Below are 17,045 nucleotides of genomic sequence, written 5' to 3' on the forward strand. Positions count from 1 at the left end.
ATCATCTGGGCCTACTGAGTTCGTAGCTGACCGATCACGTAGGCGCGCCGCACACGCGCGCATTTTTAGTGAGGCAACGAAGCATCATTTCGAGGCCTTTCACGCGCATTTCGGATGAGTCAACGCGCGGGTGGGGCGTGTCGTCTGTCGCACGATTGACCGGTGTCCGGTCGGCCGGCACTGCGGTCGGCATCGAGACGACCCGCCGTGAGGTCGGCGGGCCCGACCGATTCTCGTGGTCGTCACTCGATCCGGTGGTGGCATGGCGGATGCTCCGGATCACTTCCGGTGGCGGCTCTGTCGGATGGTCCGCTCTCGGTGAGCGCGGCGGCGGGCCGTCGCCGTCTTCGTCGACCTCGTCGGCGTCTTCCTCGCCGTCACCGCCGGGGTCCTCGCCCCGTTCGGTTCCGGCGTCCCCGGGGTCGGCATCCCGGCCCACGGTTTCGTCGGCTTCTCGGTTGATGTCCTGGCCCACGGTTTCGTCGTCGGCTCGGTCGACGCGGGCGGGCCCGGCGTCTTTCCGTTCGACGTCCTCTCGTGTGAGCGACGAGTCCGAGGACGATGGACACGACGCGTCGTCGCTCTCCGCCCAGGCAATCCCGCAGCCCAGACCGGTCGTCACTCCGGCACCGATGCCGAGGGCGACCACCCACCCGCCGATCCGGCCGAGCTGATCGGTGCGGCCTGGATGATGTCTTCTCGCCATCACGCACCTCTTCCGGCTTGCGCACATTGACGAGTGGAATCCTCGTGCCTCTGCGCTCGAACGGACTCGGTAGTCGGCTACTGAAACTGCGCACCGACCGCTGTTCGTCCTCCCTACGACTGCATCAGGCCAGGCTGTCGTAGCCGAGCAGGAACAGCGCGGTCAGGGCCAGGCCGCACGCGACGACGATCGCCGGCATCAGGATCATCGTGTCGAGTTCGTCGTCGTCGAGGACGTCGGACTCGAAGCGCCCGAACAGCACCCGGGCGATCCCGGTCCTGCGGAAAATCTTCACCAGCAGTCGCACCGGCTTGCTGTCACGCCGGCGGCCGACGAGCAGCCGAGATACCCCGCCGATCGCGAACGTCAGTGCGGCAGCGGCCAACATCAGCCAGCCCACGGTCGCCTGCGACACACCGGCCAGCCTATAGCGCAAGCACCTTCAAGAACGCGATCGGATAGACCTCGCCCTCGCCCGGCAACGGTTCGGACAGCCGCCGGTACCCCATCGACACGTACAACGCCTCCGCCTCGGGCTGCCGGTCTCCGGTCGTCAGATAGATGCGCGAATAGCCTCGCGCGGCGATGTCGTCCTCGAGTCGCGAGACCAGCGCGCGGCCGTACCCGCGGCGCCGGTGGGCGCTGTCGGTCCAGATGCGCTTGAGTTCGGCGGTGGCTTCGTCGAAGCGGCGGAACGCCCCGCCGGTGACCGGTCGCCCGTCGAGCACGCCGATCAGCAGACCACCGTCGGGGCCGACGAACTCGTCGGCGGGGTAGCCGCGCAGCCAGGCGTGGACCCGGTCGCGTTCGCCGCCGTAGCGGTCGGCGTATTCGACGGCGAGCTCGTCGATCAGCGGTGCGGCGAGCGGATCGTCCTGGCCCACCGCCACGAACCGCAGTGCGGCCCCTTCACCCACGCGCCAGCACCGCCGCGAGTTGCTCGACGGTCAGCGCCCACCCGGAGTCGTGGTCGGAGAACGCCTCCGGCGGCAGCAGCGAATGCTCGACGGACATCAGTGTCGCGCCGTCGCCGTGCGGCTCGAACGCGACATCGACGATGCTCGTCGCCGTCGGATCCGCCCAGCCGGAGTGAGTCCACGTGAAGCGCAGCCGGTTCGGCCGGTCGATCTCGAGGAACTGCCCGGTGATCAGCACCGACCGTCCGGAGTCGTCGACGTCGAACCGCACCCGGCCACCGACGTGCGGTTCGACGGTCACCGCCACGCACCGGGACGGGCGCGGGCACATCCAGTCCACAAGGGCCACCGGATCCAGCCACTCGTCGAAGACGACCTCGGGCTCCGCGGGCATGACGCGGCGCACCCGGACTACCGGAGCTTCGGTCACCGGCGGTCCTGCTTCCTGCGCAGGCGTTCTGACAGCGCCTCGGCGCGGGCCGACCAGAATTCGGTCTGTTCGTCCATCCACCGCTGGGCCGCCGACAGTCCGTCGGGCTTCAATGAGAGCCAGTGCTCGCGGCCGCGCACCTCGCGCCGCACCAGACCGGCGGCCTCGAGCACCCCGACGTGGCGCGACACCCCGGCGAACGTCATCGGCAGCGGCGCAGCCAGGTCGCTGATCCGCGCGTCGCCGTCGCGTAGCGCTTCCAGCAGCCGTCGGCGCGTGGGATCGGCGAGGGCCGCGTAGGTCCGGTCCAGCACCGGATCTTCAACCATTCTGTTGACTATAGCCGGGGCGCGTGGTCTGCTGGATGTCCCGATCGTTCAACTAATCTGTTGAATGTTGGTCGGAAGGAGGGCGTCATGGAACTCCCGCGGATCGTGTCGGCGCAGGACTGGGATTCGGCGCTGGCCGAGATGCTGGTCAAGGAGAAGGAGATGACGCGGGCACGGGACGCGCTCGCCGCGCTGCGGCGCCGGATGCCGTGGACCCCGGTGGACAATGAGTACCGCTTCGAAGGACCGGACGGCACCGTCACCCTGCCGGACCTGTTCGCCGGCCGTAGACAGCTGATCGTCTACCGGGCCTTCATGGATCCCGGCCCCGACGACTGGCCCGAACACGGTTGCGTCGGCTGCTCATTGATGGCCGATCACATCGGCAACCTCGCCCACCTCAACGCGCGGGACACCACCCTGGTGTACGTCTCCCGGGGCTCGCAATCGGACATCACCCGGATGAAGTCCCGGATGGGATGGGACATCCCTTGGTACACAATGCTTCCCGATGACACACGTGCGTTCGACGTCGACTTCGGTGTCGACCAGTGGCACGGCACCAACGCGTTCATCCGCTGGCCCGACGACGCCGGCGACCGGGTGTACCGCACCTACTTCGTCAACGGCCGCGGCGACGAGGCATTCGTCAACACCTGGAACTTCCTCGACATCACCGCCCTCGGGCGGCAGGAGAACTGGGAGGATTCGCCGCCCGGACACCCGCAGTCGGCGCCCTATCGGTGGTGGCGTTGGCACGACGCGTACGGCCCCGGGCCCAGCGACCTGCCGAGGGCTCTTCCCAGAGAAAGTTGACACATGTAAAGTTCGCGCGCATGGACAACATCCGGGGTAAGACCATCGCGATCACCGGAGCGGCCCGCGGTATCGGATACGCGACCGCCGAAACCCTCCTCAAGCGGGGTGCGCGCGTCGTCATCGGCGACCGCGACGTCGCTCTACAGGAGTCGTCGGTGGCCAGGCTGGGCAACCTCGGGCCGGTGTCGGGCTATCCGCTCGACGTCACCGACCGGGAGTCGTTCTCCACCTTCCTCGACAAGGCCCGCACCGACGGCGGTGGCCACCTCGACGTGCTCATCAACAACGCCGGCGTGATGCCGATCGGCCCCTTCCTGGAGCAGTCCGAGCAGGCCGTGCGTTCGTCCATCGAGGTCAACCTGTACGGGGTGATCACCGGCTGCCAGCTCGCGCTGCCGGACATGATGGCCCGTGGGCGGGGCCACATCATCAACATCGCGTCGCTGTCCGGGCTGATCCCGGTCCCCGGGCAGGTGGTCTACGTAGGCGCGAAGTTCGGCGTCGTCGGGTTGTCCGCCGCCCTGGCCGACGAGGTGGCACCGCACGGGGTGCATGTGTCGGTGGTGATGCCGCCGTTCACCAAGACCGAATTGATCTCGGGCACAAAGGAAACCGCTGCCATCAAGCCGGTGGAGCCGGCAGAGATCGCCGCCGCCGTGGCCAAGACGCTCGACAAGCCCAAGACCCATGTGTCGGTGCCGCCGTTCCTGCGCTTCACCGCACAGGCGGCGCAGATGCTCGGGCCGCGGGGACGCCGCTGGATGAACAACAAGCTGGGCCTGGACAGCGTGTTCCTGGAGTTCGACACCGCCGAGCGGCAGGGCTATGAGCAGCGGGCACGGTCCGCGCAGGGGCTAGCCGAATGACGATCAAGCGGCGAGGCACGAGCCGCGATGAGGAATTCGGCCGTCGGATCTAGCCGAATGACGATCAAGCGGCGAGGCACGAGCCGCGATGAGGAATTCGGCAATCAGATCTAGCCGAAGACCGGTAGGGGTGCGCCCATCCTGTAGGCCTCGATCGTATCGAGGTGCTCGAACAGCTCGTCGAGGTTGAACTGGTAATCCTCGGCCGTCCCGACAAACACCACGTGCGCGATCTGGCCGCCGTCGTCGGGGGTGAGCAGCACCACCGTCACGTTGACGGCCTCGTTCTCGTCTGGGACCTCGGCTTCGGAGGCCGGCCAGTACCAGGCGGCGCCGGTGTCATCCTCGACGTCGAGCGAGAACTCCCAGCCGCGCTCGGTCAGCTTGGCATCGAATTCCTCAAGGTCCGAGGCGATCTCGAGTTCGTCGGCGACCCGCGCCGGAAGCCAGGTCTGGTCCCGGACGGCCTGACGTTTCCTGCGTCGGGCCTTCTTCGCATCCGACCGTCTGGACAATTACCCGAGCGCCCGGTCCAGGTCGGCGATGAGGTCCTCGGTGCCTTCCAGCCCGACCGAGATCCGCACCACGCCGTCGCCGAGGCCGATCGCCGCCCGCCCCTCCGGCCCCATGGCCCGGTGCGTCGTCGTGGCTGGGTGGGTGATCAACGACTTGGCGTCGCCGAGGTTGTTGGAGATGTCGATGATGTGTAGCTTGTCGAGCACCTCGAAGGCCCGCTCCTTGCTGCCGCCCACCAGCTCGAAGGTGATCACCGTTCCGCCGCCGGACATCTGACGCTTGGCCAGGTCGTACTGCGGGTGCGATTCCAGGAACGGGTACTTCACCCAGCTGACCGCCGCATGCTGCTCGAGGAACTCGGCGATGCGGTGGGCCGACGCATTCTGGTGCTGCACCCGCAGGGACAGCGTCTCCAGCCCCTTGAGCAGGGTCCAGGCGTTGAACGGGCTCAGCGCCGGGCCCGTGTGACGCATCAGCTTCTGCACCGGCCCGTCGATGTACTCGGCGTCGCCGAGGATCGCCCCGCCCAGCACACGGCCCTGGCCGTCGATGTGCTTGGTGCCCGAGTACACGACGACATCGGCACCCAACGGCATGCCCCGTTGCAGCACCGGGGTGGCGAAGACGTTGTCCAACACCACCTTCGCGCCTGCAGCGTGCGCAAGATCGCACACCGCGGCGATGTCGACCAGCGACTGCATCGGGTTTGACGGCGTCTCGAAGAACACCGCCTGGGTCGGGACGGACAACGCCCGTTCCCACTGCTCGAGGTCATCGCCGTCGACGAACACCGTCTCGACGCCCCACCGCGGCAGGATCTCGTTGCACACCACGAAACACGAACCGAACAGGCTGCGTGCGGCCACCAGCCGGTCGCCGGCGCCCAGCAGCGCCCCCAGCGCGGTGAACACCGCCGACATACCGGTCGCCGTCGCGAAGCACGCCGGGGCACCCTCGAGCAGCCGCAGCCGCTCCTCGAACATCGCGATCGTCGGATTGCCGTAGCGCGAGTACACGAAGCGGTCGATCTCGCCGGTGAACGCCTTCTCCGCGGCGGCGGCCGACTCGTAGACGTAGCCCGAAGTCAGGTACAGCGCCTCGGCGGTCTCCTCGAAGCCCGACCGCAGCAGCCCGCCGCGCACTCCGATGGTGTCCAGGCTGACCCCCTCGGGAAGCGGAGCGGGGATCCGGACGGATTCGCCGTCGCTCATGACTGGGCCCACGGCAGCCCGACAGCCTTCCAGCCGGTGGCGCCGCGGTGCTTGTGCTCGTCGAGGTTGCCCTCGAAACCGTCCAGGATGTTGTAGGACGGGCCGATGCCGGCCTCGGTGGCAGCTTCTGCGGCCCCGATGGAGCGGTTGCCGGAGCGGCACAGGAACAGCACGGGACGCTGGCCCGGGGTGAGGCCCGCCGAGACCAGGTCGTCGACGAAACCGTCGTTGCGGGTGCCGTCCGTGCGATTCCACTCGATGTAGATCACGTCGCGCTGCAGCGAAGACAGATCGGGCACCCCGACGAATCGCCACTCGGCGTCGGTGCGGACGTCGACCAGCACCGCATCGGGGTTCTCGCTCAGCAGCGACCATGCCTGTTCAGGCGTGATGTCTCCGGCATAGCTCACGGTCGTGAGTGTCCCACAGCTAGCTGGGACCGGTCGAACAGACCTTCCAGCTTCCGCCCTCGCGCACGAAGGTCATCTCGACCGTCTCCTTGGCGTCCTTGTCCTTGTCGAAGTAGTAGGTGATATCGGCGGTGGCACGGTCGCCGTCCACTGCGACGCCGGCCACCCGGTCGACGAACCGCTCACCCCGCCGTAGGACTGAGGAACGTTGTGTATCAAGAACTTTGGACTCGACGGCGTGCTGCTCGGCGCAGGTGAACACCTTGAAGTCGGCGTAGTCGCCGCGTTGCAGCGCGTCATTCTGGCCGGACGCGGCCCGCGCGATCTGCTGGTCGTCGGACATTCCGTCGCCGGAGAACACGTTGAACAACCAGATTCCGATCACGACGGCCGTAATGATCGCCAGCGCCCCGAGGAACGGTGCGACTGCCGAGCCGCTGGACTCGGTGCCGTCGGTCTCGTCGCGGCCGCTCACCGGAGCCTGCGCACGGCGGTCGCGACGCGGCGGGCGCGATCGCGCGCCACGATCGGGTCCTGGGCGGTCGCCGTGGACCAGCTGCGCCAGGGCGCCTCGCCGCCGAACACCCGGACATCGCTTTCGGCGACCGCGAGCGCATCGGCCAGCACTGCGCGCATCTCGGCGCTGGACACGTCCCTGTCCTCTCCGTCGGAGTAGCCCACCTCGACCGCGCCCGGCGAGATCATGATGGTGTCGACCGGAAGCCCGAGGATGGCGCGCGCGTGCAGTTCGAACTGCGACAGCCGTTGCGAGCGCAGCGTCACCAGGCCGCTGTCCTGCAGCCGCGGCCTGACGTCGGAGAAATACACCTCGTCGCCACGCACCAGCAGTTCGACCGCGAACACCCCTCGGCCCCCGAGGGAGTTGACGATGCGTGCGGCGATCGACTTCGCCGAGTCCAGTGCGACAGGCGAGAGTTGCTGTGGCTGCCAGGATTCCAGCGCATCGCCGTCGCTCTGGTGATGTCCGATCGGCTCGCAGAAATGCACTGTGGGCCCGGCCGGCCCCGTCGTGCGCACCGTCAGCAGGGTGACCTCGAAGTCGACTTCGACAACCGTCTCAGCCAGGACGCGCTGCGTGCTCGGTGCGCCGCCGCCCACCGCCCGCTTCCAGGCCGGCTCCACGTCGGCGGGTCGCAGCAGCACCGACTCGCCCTCGCCCGGTGCTGCGGCAACCGGTTTGACCACCATCGGGAATCCGGCGTGCGCCGCGATCGCGGTGAGTTCCTCGACCGATCCCGCGAACCAGAACGGCGCGGTGGGCAGCCCGAGTTCGTCGGCGGCGAGCTTGCGCAGACCCTCGCCGTCCTGGGACAGACGGGCGGCCCGAGGCGTGGGGAACACCTCGACGTCGTCGCGTTCGGCGATCGACAGCAGCGCGTCCGTCCCCACGGTCGCCGTGTCGAGCACCACGTGGCCGGGCCGGTGCTCGTCGATCAGCGCCGTCAGCGCGTCCGCGTCTGGTTGGTCCGTGGCGGTGACCACCTCGGCGCCGAGCCGCCGGAACGCCAGCGCGAGCTCACTGCTGCGCGCGCCCACGCCGAGCAGCAGCACCGTCTCGCCGTACCTCGTGTCAGTCATCGAGTTTCCAGCCTGCCAGACGCGTCGCCGGAATCAGAACATGACGTGAGCGCCGCGCGGAACGTGCCCATCGCGTCGGTCAGGGCGGCGAACACCCTGTGCGCGGCCGCCAGGTCGCTGTCCGGCAGGTCGGACAGTGCCCGGTGGGTGTGCTCGGCCAGCGGAGTGAAGAACTCGCGGGCGACCTCCATGCCGGGCTGGGCGACGCGCAGCATCACCTTGCGCCGGTCGGCAGGGTCGGAATCCCGCAGCAGATGGCCCGACGCGATCATCCGCTCCACCAGGTAGGTGATGGCCGCCCCCGAGGTGCCCATCCGCTCCCGGAGCTCGCCGGCCGTCAGCGGCGTGCCGGCGTTCTCGGCGACCGTGACGTAGAGCAGTGCCCGGAAATCGTTGGCGGTCAACGCGTGCAGACCTGCGAAGCGGTGTCCTATCCGGTCAGATTCCGCCGTCATGGCCCGCACATCGGCGGCGATCGACGCCTCGAGCGCGACCCGGTCGACATCCTGCACGGCCCCCACCCTACCCGGAAAATTCAGTTGATTAATTGTTAATATTCTGAAATGTTAATCTGATGAACCGTCGATACTCGTGGGTGGTCGCGCTCCTGATCGTCCTTGCCTCCGGCGCCCTGACGGGGCTGCTCGGCAGCGGAGACTCCGGGTCGCAATCGCCGGTCGCGGTACCCGCCGACGCGGAGTCCGCACGCGCCGACGCCGTCAGGGAAACGTTCCCGGGCGGAGATCAGGTACCCGCAATCCTGGTAGTGACACGCACCGATTCCGCGCCGCTGGATCCGGCCGACCTGGACGCCGTGAACGCCGCGCGCGACCGCATGCTCGCGGCTACCGGCGGCGACGCCGTCGGCCCGCCGCCGCAGGTCTCCGACGACGGCCAGGCCGCGGTCGCGACGGTGCCGCTGTCGGGCGATCTGTCCGGCTTCGCGCTCACCGACAAGGTCAAGGAGCTGCGGTCCGCGGCGGCCGACGGACTGCCGGGCGACCTGCAGGCCGAGGTGACGGGCGGACCCGCGTTCGGCGCCGACATCGCCGCTTCGTTCTCCGGCGCGAACTTCACGCTGCTGGCGGTCACCGCGACCGTGGTGGCCCTGCTGCTGATCATCACCTACCGCTCGCCGGTGCTGTGGCTGGTACCGCTGCTGGTCATCGGTTTCGCTGACCGGGTCGCCGCGGTCGTCGGGGCGTCGGTGGCCGACGCACTGGGGATGAGCCCGGACGGTTCCACCTCGGGCATCACCAGCGTGCTGGTGTTCGGCGCGGGCACCAACTACGCGCTGCTGCTGATCTCCCGTTATCGGGAAGAGCTCGGCCGCAACGAGTCTCATCACACCGCGCTGCGCACCGCGGTCCGCCGCGCCGGGCCGGCGATCATCGCCAGCAACGCCACCGTGGTGCTCGCGCTACTGACCCTGCTGCTGGCGTCGTCGCCGAGCACCCGCAGTCTCGGCGTCCAGGCCGCCTCCGGCCTGGTGATCGCCGCGGTCTTCGTGATGCTGGTGCTGCCCCCTGCTCTAGGGGTGTTCGGCCGAAAACTGTTCTGGCCGTTCATCCCTGAAGTCGGAGCCCAGCCACTGACCGACAGCGGTGTCTGGCACCGGATCGCCGATGCGGTCGCACGCCGGCCCGCCCGGGTCGCGGTGGTGTCGATCGGCGCCCTGGCCCTGCTGTGCACCGGGCTGTTCGGCACCCCCGTCGGCCTGTCGCAGACCGAACAGTTCCGGGTGCAGGCCGAATCGGTCAGCGGGTTCGAGACCCTGGCCGACCACTTCCCCAGCGGCCTGACCGACCCCGCCCGGGTGATCGCGTCGACCGATCGCGCCGCCGAGGTGCAGCGTGCGATCACCGACACCCCCGGCGTCGTCTCGGTCGTGCCCGCGGGCAGCTCCCCGGACGGACTCAGTCAGTGGTCGGTGGTCCTGGAGGCCGCCCCGGCCACCGACGAGGCGTTCGACGCCGTTGACGCACTGCGCGATTCGGTCCACGCGGTGGACCCCGACGGTCTGGTCGGCGGTTCGGACGCCACCGCCCGGGACGCGGCCGCAGCGGCCGCCCACGACCGCGCGGTGGTGATTCCGGCGATCCTGCTGGTGGTGCTGATCGTGCTGTACGTACTGCTGCGGGCGGCGCTGGCGCCGCTGGTGCTGATCGCGGCCACGGTGCTCAGCTCGGTGGCGGCGCTGGGCCTGGGCAGCTGGGCCAGCGTGCACGTGTTCGGCTTCCCCGGGCTGGACAACACCGCCCCGCTGTTCGCATTCCTGTTCCTGGTGGCGCTCGGCGTGGACTACACGATCTTCCTGGTCACCCGGGCCCGGGAAGAGACTCCCGAGCACGGCACCCGCGACGGCATCGTGCGGGCCGTCTCGGCGACCGGGGCGGTGATCACCAGCGCGGGCATCGTGCTCGCCGCGGTGTTCTGCGTGCTGGGTGTGCTGCCGCTGATCGTGCTCACCCAGGTCGGCATCATCGTCGGACTCGGCATCCTGCTCGACACCTTCGTCGTGCGCACGGTCATCATCCCCGCGCTGTTCACGTTGATAGGGCCGAGGATCTGGTGGCCGGCGCTGCGCGGGGAGGCCACCACCGGCGGGTAGCGTCGAAACATGAGTCAGGCCACCGAACCCGTGCTGCCTCCGGTGCACATGCGCCGCGACGGGTTCGATCCCACGCCGCAGCTGCGCGAGATCCGTGAGACCGAGGGCGTGCGGACGGTGACCAACGCGTTCGGGATGACGGTGTACCTGGTCACCCGGTACGCGGACATCAAAACGGTGCTATCGGATCACGTCCGGTTCGCCAACGGCCGCCCGCCCGGGTTCGTATTGCCCGGTGCACCCCCGATCGACGAGGATGAACAGGCCCGCAGCCGGGCCGGGAACCTCCTCGGCCTCGACCCGCCCGAGCACCAACGGTTGCGCCGGATGCTCACCGGCGAGTTCACCCACCGCCGGATGACGCGGTTGCGGCCGCGCATCGTGGAGATCGTCGACGCGCAGCTGGACGCGCTGGGCGCGGCCGGCGAGTCGCACCGGACGCCGGGAGGAAGACGAGCAGTCGACCTGGTCGAGCATTTCGCCCTGCCGATCCCGTCCCTGGTGATCTGCGAGCTGCTCGGGGTGCCCTACGCCGACCGCGACGCCTTCCAGCGCCGCAGCGCCCGCCAGCTCGATCTGTCGATCCCGATCCCTGAGCGCCTGGAACTGGCGCGCGAAGCACGTGCCTACATGGACAGTCTCGTCGCCGGCGCGCGGGCGCGGCCCGGTGACGACATTCTCGGGATGCTGGTGCGCCAACACGGCGGCGAACTGACCGACGACGAGTTGATCGGCATCGCCGGTCTGCTGCTGCTGGCCGGCCACGAGACCACGTCGAACATGCTGGCGCTGGGCACACTTGCGTTGCTGCGCCATCCCGACCAGCTCGCCGCGGTGCGCGACGACCCGGCCGCGGTGGCGCCCGCGGTGGAGGAACTGCTGCGCTGGCTGTCGATCGTGCACACCTCGATCCCGCGCATCACGACCACCGACGTCGTCGTCGCGGACGTGGAGATCCCGGCCGGGCAATTGGTCTTCGCGTCTCTGCCCTCGGGTAACCGGGACAGCGAGTTCATCGACGCGCCAGATCATCTCGACATCAGCCGGGGAGCGATGGGGCATCTGGCATTCGGGCACGGCGTGCATCACTGCCTCGGCGCCCCGCTGGCCCGGATGGAGATGCAGATCGCCTTCCCGGCCTTGCTACGCCGCTTCCCGACGCTGGAGCCGGCCGAGGACTTCGCCGATGTGCAGTTCCGGTCGTTCCACTTCATCTACGGTCTGAAATCGTTGCAGGTCGCCTGGAAGTGAGGATCACATGACGGTGAGCAAGGTTCACGCCGACCGTGAGCTCTGCATTCAGGCGGGCAACTGCGTGATGGTCGCCGGCGACATCTTCGATCAGGACGACGACGGGATCGTGGTCATCCTCACCGACGAGGTCAGCGGCGACGCGGCCGAGCGCGCCCGGGAAGCGGTCAAACTCTGTCCGGCGAGCGCGCTGCGTCTGGATGATCGATGACGCCGGCACGGACCAGCAGCAGCACACTGACGATCAGCACCCAGACCGGGAAACTCACCGTCATCCACTTGGTGACGTCGCTGCCGATCAGGACACACAGCGCCACAACGTAAGTCACGACAACCAGCCAGGTCGGCATCAGCCGGGTGCGCAGCCAGATGGTGGCCAGCGAGATCATGAACACCGCGGCCATCCGCAGCGCGTAGGTGTCGGACAGCGCGAGCAGAAGCGCCTGACCGAAAGCGTTGACCTCGGTGCGCGAACCCGGCACGGCGGACTCCCTCGTCGCGATCAGCCCCGCACCTACGGCTGTCGACGCGAAGATCATCGCCAGGAACAGCAGACCGCTGCCGAGGAACACCGTCGAGAAGAACTTGTCCTCCAGCGCACCGAGGCCGTCGCGGACCACGCCGAGGAACCACAGAAAGGCGATGCCGGCGAACGGCATCAACACGATGGCGATCCGCAGCCGGTGCACCGAGCCGTCCGGCAGCTCGGTGCGGATCAGCACCAGGGCCGCTCCGAACATCAGCGCGAACAGGACACCGGCGAACGCGGCAGCGCGTGGGGTGGTGAGCCGGCGCAGGTGCCGGTCTGCCGGATGGGTCATCGCATCATGCTGCCACGGCGGCCATCACGGTACGGTTCCCTCCGGCGTGTTTGGCGCGGTACATCGCGGCGTCGGCCCGCTCGATCAGCGTGCGGACCACGCCGCCGAGGTCGCCGTCGATCTGGGCGGTGGCCGCCCCGATGCTGACGGTCGGCACCAGCGCGGCATCGCAGCGCGCCACCGTGTCGTGCAGCAGCGCGGCCACGGCGGCGACGGTCTGCGGTCCGCCGTCGACGACGATGACGAACTCCTCACCGCCGGTGCGCGCGGTGACCGACCGCACGCCGAGGGCGGCCACCGCGGCGCGCGCCGCGTCGGCCACCGCCACCAGCACCCGGTCTCCGGTGTCGTGGCCGTACCGGTCGTTGATCGCCTTGAACTTGTCGATGTCCACCGCCAGCACGCCGACCCGGGTACCGCCCGGGGCCACCACCTCGGCCAGGTGAGTGTCCAGGCCGCGCCGGTTGAACAACCGGGTCAGCGGATCGTGGAGCGAGTCCACCGCGTCCATCCGCAGGGCCAGCAGGTAGGACTGGACGATGACCGGCAGCGCGATCACCGTCGGCATCAGCACCAGCAGGCGCACTGTGATCACCGAGACCGGCGCCGTGGCCTGGGCGATCGCGAGCCCGTAGGTGACCGCGAACACCACCGCGGTGAACCCCAGGTGCAGCAGCAACGCCCGGGGGCCGTGCACGACGACGATGTAGATGCCGTTGGCCGCCAGCAGCGCCAGACCGGGCATCGCGGTGAATGCGTCGTGATAGCAGGCCATCACCGCGACCACCGCGATGTCGGCGTACACCGCGAACGCGGCCGACTGCCGTTCGGTGGGCCAGGGCCCGAAGATCCACAGCACACCGAGCACGCACGAACTGGCGGCGATGGCAAGCACCAGGACGCGGCCCGCCACGGAGCCACCGTCGAAATAGGCCCACACCACCGACAGCACTGCGGTCAAGCCGTACAGCAACGAGAAGCAGCCGACGAAGACCTGATGCACCCGCAGCACCCCGCGGGCACGGAAATGTCTTGCCGTCCAGTCGAACTCGTGAGGTTGCCGCCACCAGGTGAGGAGAAACTCCCGCACCCCCATCGCTGTCCTCCCCCCAGAGGCGTCTGCTTAAGGCTGACCGGGCAAGAGCCTGATCATCAGCCCGTTCGACTCGGCGAGCACATTACCGTCGGCGTCGAGCAGCTCGGCGTTGACGAACGCTTTGCGCCCCTCGGCTTCCCGCAGCCAGCCCCGCGCGGTCAGCACGGTGTCGATCGGGGTGACCCTGCGGTAGTCCACGTGCAGAAATGCGGTGCGGCTGATCGGGCGGCCGGTCGCGTGGATCACCATGCCGAACATCGAATCGAACAGCAGCGGCAACACTCCGCCGTGCACGGCGGAGTTGCCGCCCACGTGGTAGCGGCTGAAGGTGACCTCCAACTCGACGCCGTCGGCCTCGAACTTGGTCACCGTCCACGGCGGCATCAGCAGGCTGCCCGCGCCCGGCAGGGCCGGCACCCGGTTGGCCGGGCCGACGCCTTCACCGGCACGGTAGGGCTCAAGCAGTTTCACCAGTTCCTCGACCCGGTCCGCGGCATCGTCCCAGGTGTCCGGGTCCGGGTTCGTCGACACGGCCAGGTCCTGGGCGCGCCGCATCGCGGCGAGGAAACGCCCGAAGCCGGGGCCGGGCCGGGCGGCTTCGAACACCGGGAAGCCGCCGTGCTTGTTGTACTCCGGATCGGTGCGGCGCGGATCCAACCCGTAGTCGGCTGACATCAACGCGGCGCCAAGACGTCGCGCCGCACGATCGTCTGGTCGCGTCCCGGACCGACACCGATGCACGAAACATAGGCTCCGGCAAGCTCTTCGAGCCGCAACACGTAGTCACGCGCCTTGGCGGGCAGATCCTCGAACTCGCGCGCGCCGGAGATGTCCTCCCACCAGCCGGGCAGCTCTTCGTAGATCGGCTCGGCGCGGGCGAAGTCGCTCTGGGTCATCGGCATCTCGTCGGTGCGCTTGCCGTTCACGGTGTAGCCGACGCAGATCGGCACCGTCTCCAGGCTGGACAACACGTCGAGCTTGGTGAGGAAGTAGTCGGTGATGCCGTTGACTCGGGTCGCGTACCGCGCGATCACCGCATCGAACCAGCCGCAGCGGCGGGCCCGGCCGGTGGTCACACCGACCTCACCGCCGGTCTTGGCCAGGTAGGCGCCGTGCTCGTCGAACAGTTCGGTGGGGAACGGACCCGAACCGACGCGCGTGGTGTAGGCCTTCAGGATTCCCAGCACCGTGGTGATCTGGGTAGGCCCGATACCGGATCCGACGGATGCGCCGCCGGCGGTCGGATTCGACGATGTGACATACGGATACGTGCCGTGGTCGACGTCGAGCAGCGTGCCCTGCGAACCTTCCAGCAGCACGATCTCGTCGCGTTCGAGCGCCTGGTTGAGCAGCAGCCGGGCGTCGGCGATGCGGTGCTTGAAACCCTCGGCCTGCTCCAGCAGGTTCTCCACGACCTCGGCCGGCTCCAACGCCTTGCGGTTGTAGATCTTGACCAGCACCTGGTTCTTGAATTCGAGTGCGCCCTCGATCTTTTCGGCCAACAGCGTCGGGTCGAGCACGTCGGCGACGCGGATGCCGATGCGTGCGATCTTGTCCTGGTAGCACGGGCCGATTCCCCGGCCGGTGGTGCCGATCTTCTTGTTGCCGGCGTAGCGCTCCACGACCTTGTCGATCGCGACGTGGTACGGCATCAGCAGGTTCGCGTCGGCCGAGATCAGCAGCCGCTCGGTGTCGACGCCGCGATCCTCCAGGCCCTTGAGCTCGGTGAGCAGCACCCCCGGGTCGACGACCACTCCGTTGCCGATCACGTTCGTCACGCCCCGCGTCAGAATCCCCGAGGGGATCAGGTGTAGGGCGAAGTTCTCGCCAGTCGGCAGCACCACGGTGTGACCGGCGTTGTTGCCGCCCTGGTAGCGCACCACCCACTGGACCCGTCCACCCAGGAGGTCGGTGGCTTTACCTTTGCCCTCGTCGCCCCACTGGGCGCCGATGAGGACGATTGCCGGCATCGCAGTCCTTCGCGTCTTCCGCTGGTTTTTCACGCTCGAGCTGCGCTCGATACAGTGTGCAGCCGGTGACCCACCCTATCTCAAGGAATGCGTTGGACCTGTCATTAGTCGCAGTCGTGCGCTCGGACAGGCACCGTCTTCCCAGGTCGCTCCGCCATCTCGCGGTCATCGAGCCCGACTTCGAGGAGGTGACGGGCTACCGGCGCCTGATCGTGGTCGGATCCCACCGGGACCTGTCCGCCGTCCTGACCCGGCTGCTTCGCGCCGACCGGCTCGACGTCGAGGTCGCCCACGTGCGGCGCCCGTGGCAGGCCCGGCGCGCCCGGACCGCGACCGCTCACCGGGTGCCGCTGATCCGCGACGAGACGGGCACCGTGATCACCGGGGCAGCGCTGTGGCTACCCCCGGACGGGCAGGCCACCCTGCGCGGTGAGGCCGTCGTGGATGACGCACGGCTCTTCGACGGGGAGGTGCCCGCTGTACGCGTCGAGCCGACCGCGGCGATGCCGGGTCTGCGCGCCCGCGTGGTGCCGGGACGGCTGCGCCGTGCGCGCTGGATCAGCGGGCGCGCTGCGCAGCTCGGGACCACGGGCGCGGTGGTGATCCGCGACGGCGAGGCCGCACAGCGGCCGGTCCGCCGGTCGACGTTCTACCGCCATACCGAGGGCTGGCTGCGGGTCGGGCGCGCCTAGGCTCGACCGGGTGCGCCCGAGCCCGGTTTTCCTCGCACTGGTCGCGGTCACCGCTGCCGGCGGGGCGCTGGCATGGACCACCGAGGGGCAGATCCGGCCGCTGTCCTACGTCGCGGTGTTCGTGTTCGTGATCTCCGGCTGGCTCGTGACGCTGTGCCTGCACGAGTTCGGCCACGCCTACTCCGCCTACCGGTTCGGCGACCGCGACGTCGCCACGCGCGGCTACCTCACGCTGAACCCGTTGAAGTATTCCCACCCGCTGTTGTCGCTCGGTCTGCCGGTGCTGTTCATCGCCCTCGGGGGCATCGGACTGCCCGGCGGCGCGGTGTACGTGCAGACCGGGCACATGACCGACCGGCAGAAGACCGTGGTGAGCCTGGCCGGGCCGGCGGTCAACCTGATCTTCGCGGTGCTGCTGCTCGGACTGACCCGGCTGCTGTACGACTCCGGGCACTCGGTGTTCTGGGCCGGGGTCGCGTTCCTCGGATTTCTGCAGGTCACCGCGCTGCTGCTGAACATGCTGCCGATCCCGGGGCTCGACGGCTACGGCGCGTTGGAACCGCATCTGAGCCCGGACACCCGGCGCGCGCTGCTGCCGGCCAAGCAGTGGGGGTTCTTCCTGCTGCTGATCCTGCTGATCGCGCCGCCGCTCAACCAGTGGTTCTTCGGGGCGGTGTACTGGCTGTTCGACCTGTCCGGGGTACCGCCCACGCTGTCGGCCATCGGCGGTCAGCTGACCCGGTTCTGGTCGGCCTGGGTCTGACCCTTGTCACATATGCGGCTTTGCGCATATATTTCAGC

General features: G+C 68.8%; 22 protein-coding genes. 7 read left to right on the forward strand and 15 right to left on the reverse strand.

All coding sequences use genetic code 11. The features are described 5' to 3' along the window. Window positions 1–34: 34 nt before the first annotated feature. From ACTWP6_RS14100 to ACTWP6_RS14120, 5 genes are all read right to left on the reverse strand, one after another. Complete coding sequence (locus tag ACTWP6_RS14100) at window positions 35–622, reverse strand: hypothetical protein (protein ID WP_443188024.1); 588 nt, start codon at window positions 620–622, stop codon at window positions 35–37. Window positions 623–830: 208 nt separating this feature from the next. Beyond that, complete coding sequence (locus ACTWP6_RS14105) at window positions 831–1,094, reverse strand: hypothetical protein (RefSeq protein ID WP_260757910.1); 264 nt, start codon at window positions 1,092–1,094, stop codon at window positions 831–833. Window positions 1,095–1,131: 37 nt separating this feature from the next. Beyond that, the gene (locus tag ACTWP6_RS14110; RefSeq protein ID WP_260756707.1) at window positions 1,132–1,623 is read right to left on the reverse strand and encodes a GNAT family N-acetyltransferase; all 492 of its coding nucleotides are present in this window, start codon (window positions 1,621–1,623) and stop codon (window positions 1,132–1,134) included. Continuing rightward, window positions 1,616–2,053, reverse strand: coding sequence for an SRPBCC family protein (locus ACTWP6_RS14115; protein ID WP_260756706.1), 438 nt, complete (start codon window positions 2,051–2,053; stop codon window positions 1,616–1,618). Before ACTWP6_RS14115 ends, ACTWP6_RS14110 begins: the two co-directional genes overlap by 8 nt. Continuing rightward, window positions 2,050–2,382, reverse strand: a complete 333-nt coding sequence (locus ACTWP6_RS14120) for an ArsR/SmtB family transcription factor (RefSeq protein WP_260756704.1) — start codon at window positions 2,380–2,382, stop codon at window positions 2,050–2,052. Before ACTWP6_RS14120 ends, ACTWP6_RS14115 begins: the two co-directional genes overlap by 4 nt. A gap of 87 nt (window positions 2,383–2,469) precedes the next feature. Between ACTWP6_RS14120 and ACTWP6_RS14125 the strand changes: the two genes are divergently transcribed. Together ACTWP6_RS14125 and ACTWP6_RS14130 are read left to right on the forward strand one after the other, a co-directional pair. Next, entirely contained in the window at window positions 2,470–3,198 is a 729-nt protein-coding gene (locus ACTWP6_RS14125) for a DUF899 domain-containing protein (protein WP_443188025.1), read from the forward strand. Between the two features lie 20 nt (window positions 3,199–3,218). Then, window positions 3,219–4,067: an SDR family oxidoreductase gene (locus ACTWP6_RS14130; protein ID WP_443188026.1), complete on the forward strand. Its 849-nt coding sequence runs from the start codon at window positions 3,219–3,221 to the stop codon at window positions 4,065–4,067. A 110-nt stretch (window positions 4,068–4,177) separates the two neighbouring features. Here ACTWP6_RS14130 and ACTWP6_RS14135 read toward each other — a convergent pair whose 3' ends face one another. From ACTWP6_RS14135 to ACTWP6_RS14160, 6 genes are read right to left on the reverse strand one after another with little or no spacing between them, the layout of a single operon-like run. Then, window positions 4,178–4,582 (reverse strand): hypothetical protein, encoded by a 405-nt coding sequence (locus ACTWP6_RS14135; RefSeq protein WP_260756701.1) that lies wholly within the window; start codon window positions 4,580–4,582, stop codon window positions 4,178–4,180. Beyond that, window positions 4,583–5,794 (reverse strand): O-succinylhomoserine sulfhydrylase, encoded by a 1,212-nt coding sequence (locus ACTWP6_RS14140; protein ID WP_443188027.1) that lies wholly within the window; start codon window positions 5,792–5,794, stop codon window positions 4,583–4,585. Then, a complete protein-coding gene (locus tag ACTWP6_RS14145; RefSeq protein WP_443188028.1) occupies window positions 5,791–6,204 on the reverse strand; it encodes a rhodanese-like domain-containing protein in 414 nt (137 codons plus the stop codon). The genes ACTWP6_RS14140 and ACTWP6_RS14145 overlap by 4 nt, the downstream gene beginning before the upstream one ends. A 19-nt stretch (window positions 6,205–6,223) precedes the next feature. After that, entirely contained in the window at window positions 6,224–6,679 is a 456-nt protein-coding gene (locus ACTWP6_RS14150; protein WP_443188029.1) for an Rv0361 family membrane protein, read from the reverse strand. After that, window positions 6,676–7,803: a formate-dependent phosphoribosylglycinamide formyltransferase gene (gene purT, locus ACTWP6_RS14155; protein WP_260756696.1), complete on the reverse strand. Its 1,128-nt coding sequence runs from the start codon at window positions 7,801–7,803 to the stop codon at window positions 6,676–6,678. Before purT ends, ACTWP6_RS14150 begins: the two co-directional genes overlap by 4 nt. Then, window positions 7,800–8,315, reverse strand: a complete 516-nt coding sequence (locus ACTWP6_RS14160; protein ID WP_260756695.1) for a MarR family winged helix-turn-helix transcriptional regulator — start codon at window positions 8,313–8,315, stop codon at window positions 7,800–7,802. Before ACTWP6_RS14160 ends, purT begins: the two co-directional genes overlap by 4 nt. A gap of 62 nt (window positions 8,316–8,377) precedes the next feature. Between ACTWP6_RS14160 and ACTWP6_RS14165 the strand changes: the two genes are divergently transcribed. The 3 genes from ACTWP6_RS14165 to ACTWP6_RS14175 are packed head-to-tail and all read left to right on the forward strand — an operon-like array spanning window position 8,378 to window position 11,876. Then, a complete protein-coding gene (locus tag ACTWP6_RS14165; RefSeq protein WP_260756694.1) occupies window positions 8,378–10,414 on the forward strand; it encodes an MMPL family transporter in 2,037 nt (678 codons plus the stop codon). 9 nt (window positions 10,415–10,423) lie between these two features. After that, on the forward strand, window positions 10,424–11,665 hold the full coding sequence (locus ACTWP6_RS14170) for a cytochrome P450 (protein WP_260756693.1): 1,242 nt from the start codon (window positions 10,424–10,426) through the stop codon (window positions 11,663–11,665). Between the two features lie 7 nt (window positions 11,666–11,672). Beyond that, window positions 11,673–11,876 carry a ferredoxin gene (locus ACTWP6_RS14175; RefSeq protein WP_260756692.1) on the forward strand — a complete coding sequence of 68 codons (204 nt, stop codon included), beginning with the start codon at window positions 11,673–11,675 and terminating at the stop codon, window positions 11,874–11,876. On the opposite strand, the gene ACTWP6_RS14180 is transcribed toward ACTWP6_RS14175, so the two are convergent. From ACTWP6_RS14180 to ACTWP6_RS14195, 4 genes are read right to left on the reverse strand one after another with little or no spacing between them, the layout of a single operon-like run. Then, window positions 11,833–12,486 (reverse strand): hypothetical protein, encoded by a 654-nt coding sequence (locus tag ACTWP6_RS14180; protein ID WP_443188030.1) that lies wholly within the window; start codon window positions 12,484–12,486, stop codon window positions 11,833–11,835. The genes ACTWP6_RS14175 and ACTWP6_RS14180 overlap by 44 nt on opposite strands. Before the next feature lie 4 nt (window positions 12,487–12,490). Continuing rightward, entirely contained in the window at window positions 12,491–13,582 is a 1,092-nt protein-coding gene (locus tag ACTWP6_RS14185) for a GGDEF domain-containing protein (protein WP_260756690.1), read from the reverse strand. A gap of 27 nt (window positions 13,583–13,609) precedes the next feature. Beyond that, a complete protein-coding gene (locus ACTWP6_RS14190) occupies window positions 13,610–14,257 on the reverse strand; it encodes a PaaI family thioesterase (RefSeq protein ID WP_260756689.1) in 648 nt (215 codons plus the stop codon). Further along, the gene (locus ACTWP6_RS14195) at window positions 14,257–15,552 is read right to left on the reverse strand and encodes an adenylosuccinate synthase (RefSeq protein WP_260756688.1); all 1,296 of its coding nucleotides are present in this window, start codon (window positions 15,550–15,552) and stop codon (window positions 14,257–14,259) included. The genes ACTWP6_RS14190 and ACTWP6_RS14195 overlap by 1 nt, the downstream gene beginning before the upstream one ends. 92 nt (window positions 15,553–15,644) lie before the next feature. On the opposite strand from ACTWP6_RS14195, the gene ACTWP6_RS14200 reads away from it, so the two are divergent. Both ACTWP6_RS14200 and ACTWP6_RS14205 read left to right on the forward strand, forming a co-directional pair. Further along, entirely contained in the window at window positions 15,645–16,244 is a 600-nt protein-coding gene (locus tag ACTWP6_RS14200) for a peptidase M50 (protein WP_260756687.1), read from the forward strand. A gap of 10 nt (window positions 16,245–16,254) precedes the next feature. After that, window positions 16,255–17,007: a site-2 protease family protein gene (locus ACTWP6_RS14205; RefSeq protein ID WP_260756685.1), complete on the forward strand. Its 753-nt coding sequence runs from the start codon at window positions 16,255–16,257 to the stop codon at window positions 17,005–17,007. Window positions 17,008–17,045 lie beyond the last annotated feature (38 nt).

The organism is Mycobacterium sp. 4D054, assembly GCF_052245755.1.
In the GTDB taxonomy this organism is placed as follows: domain Bacteria; phylum Actinomycetota; class Actinomycetes; order Mycobacteriales; family Mycobacteriaceae; genus Mycobacterium.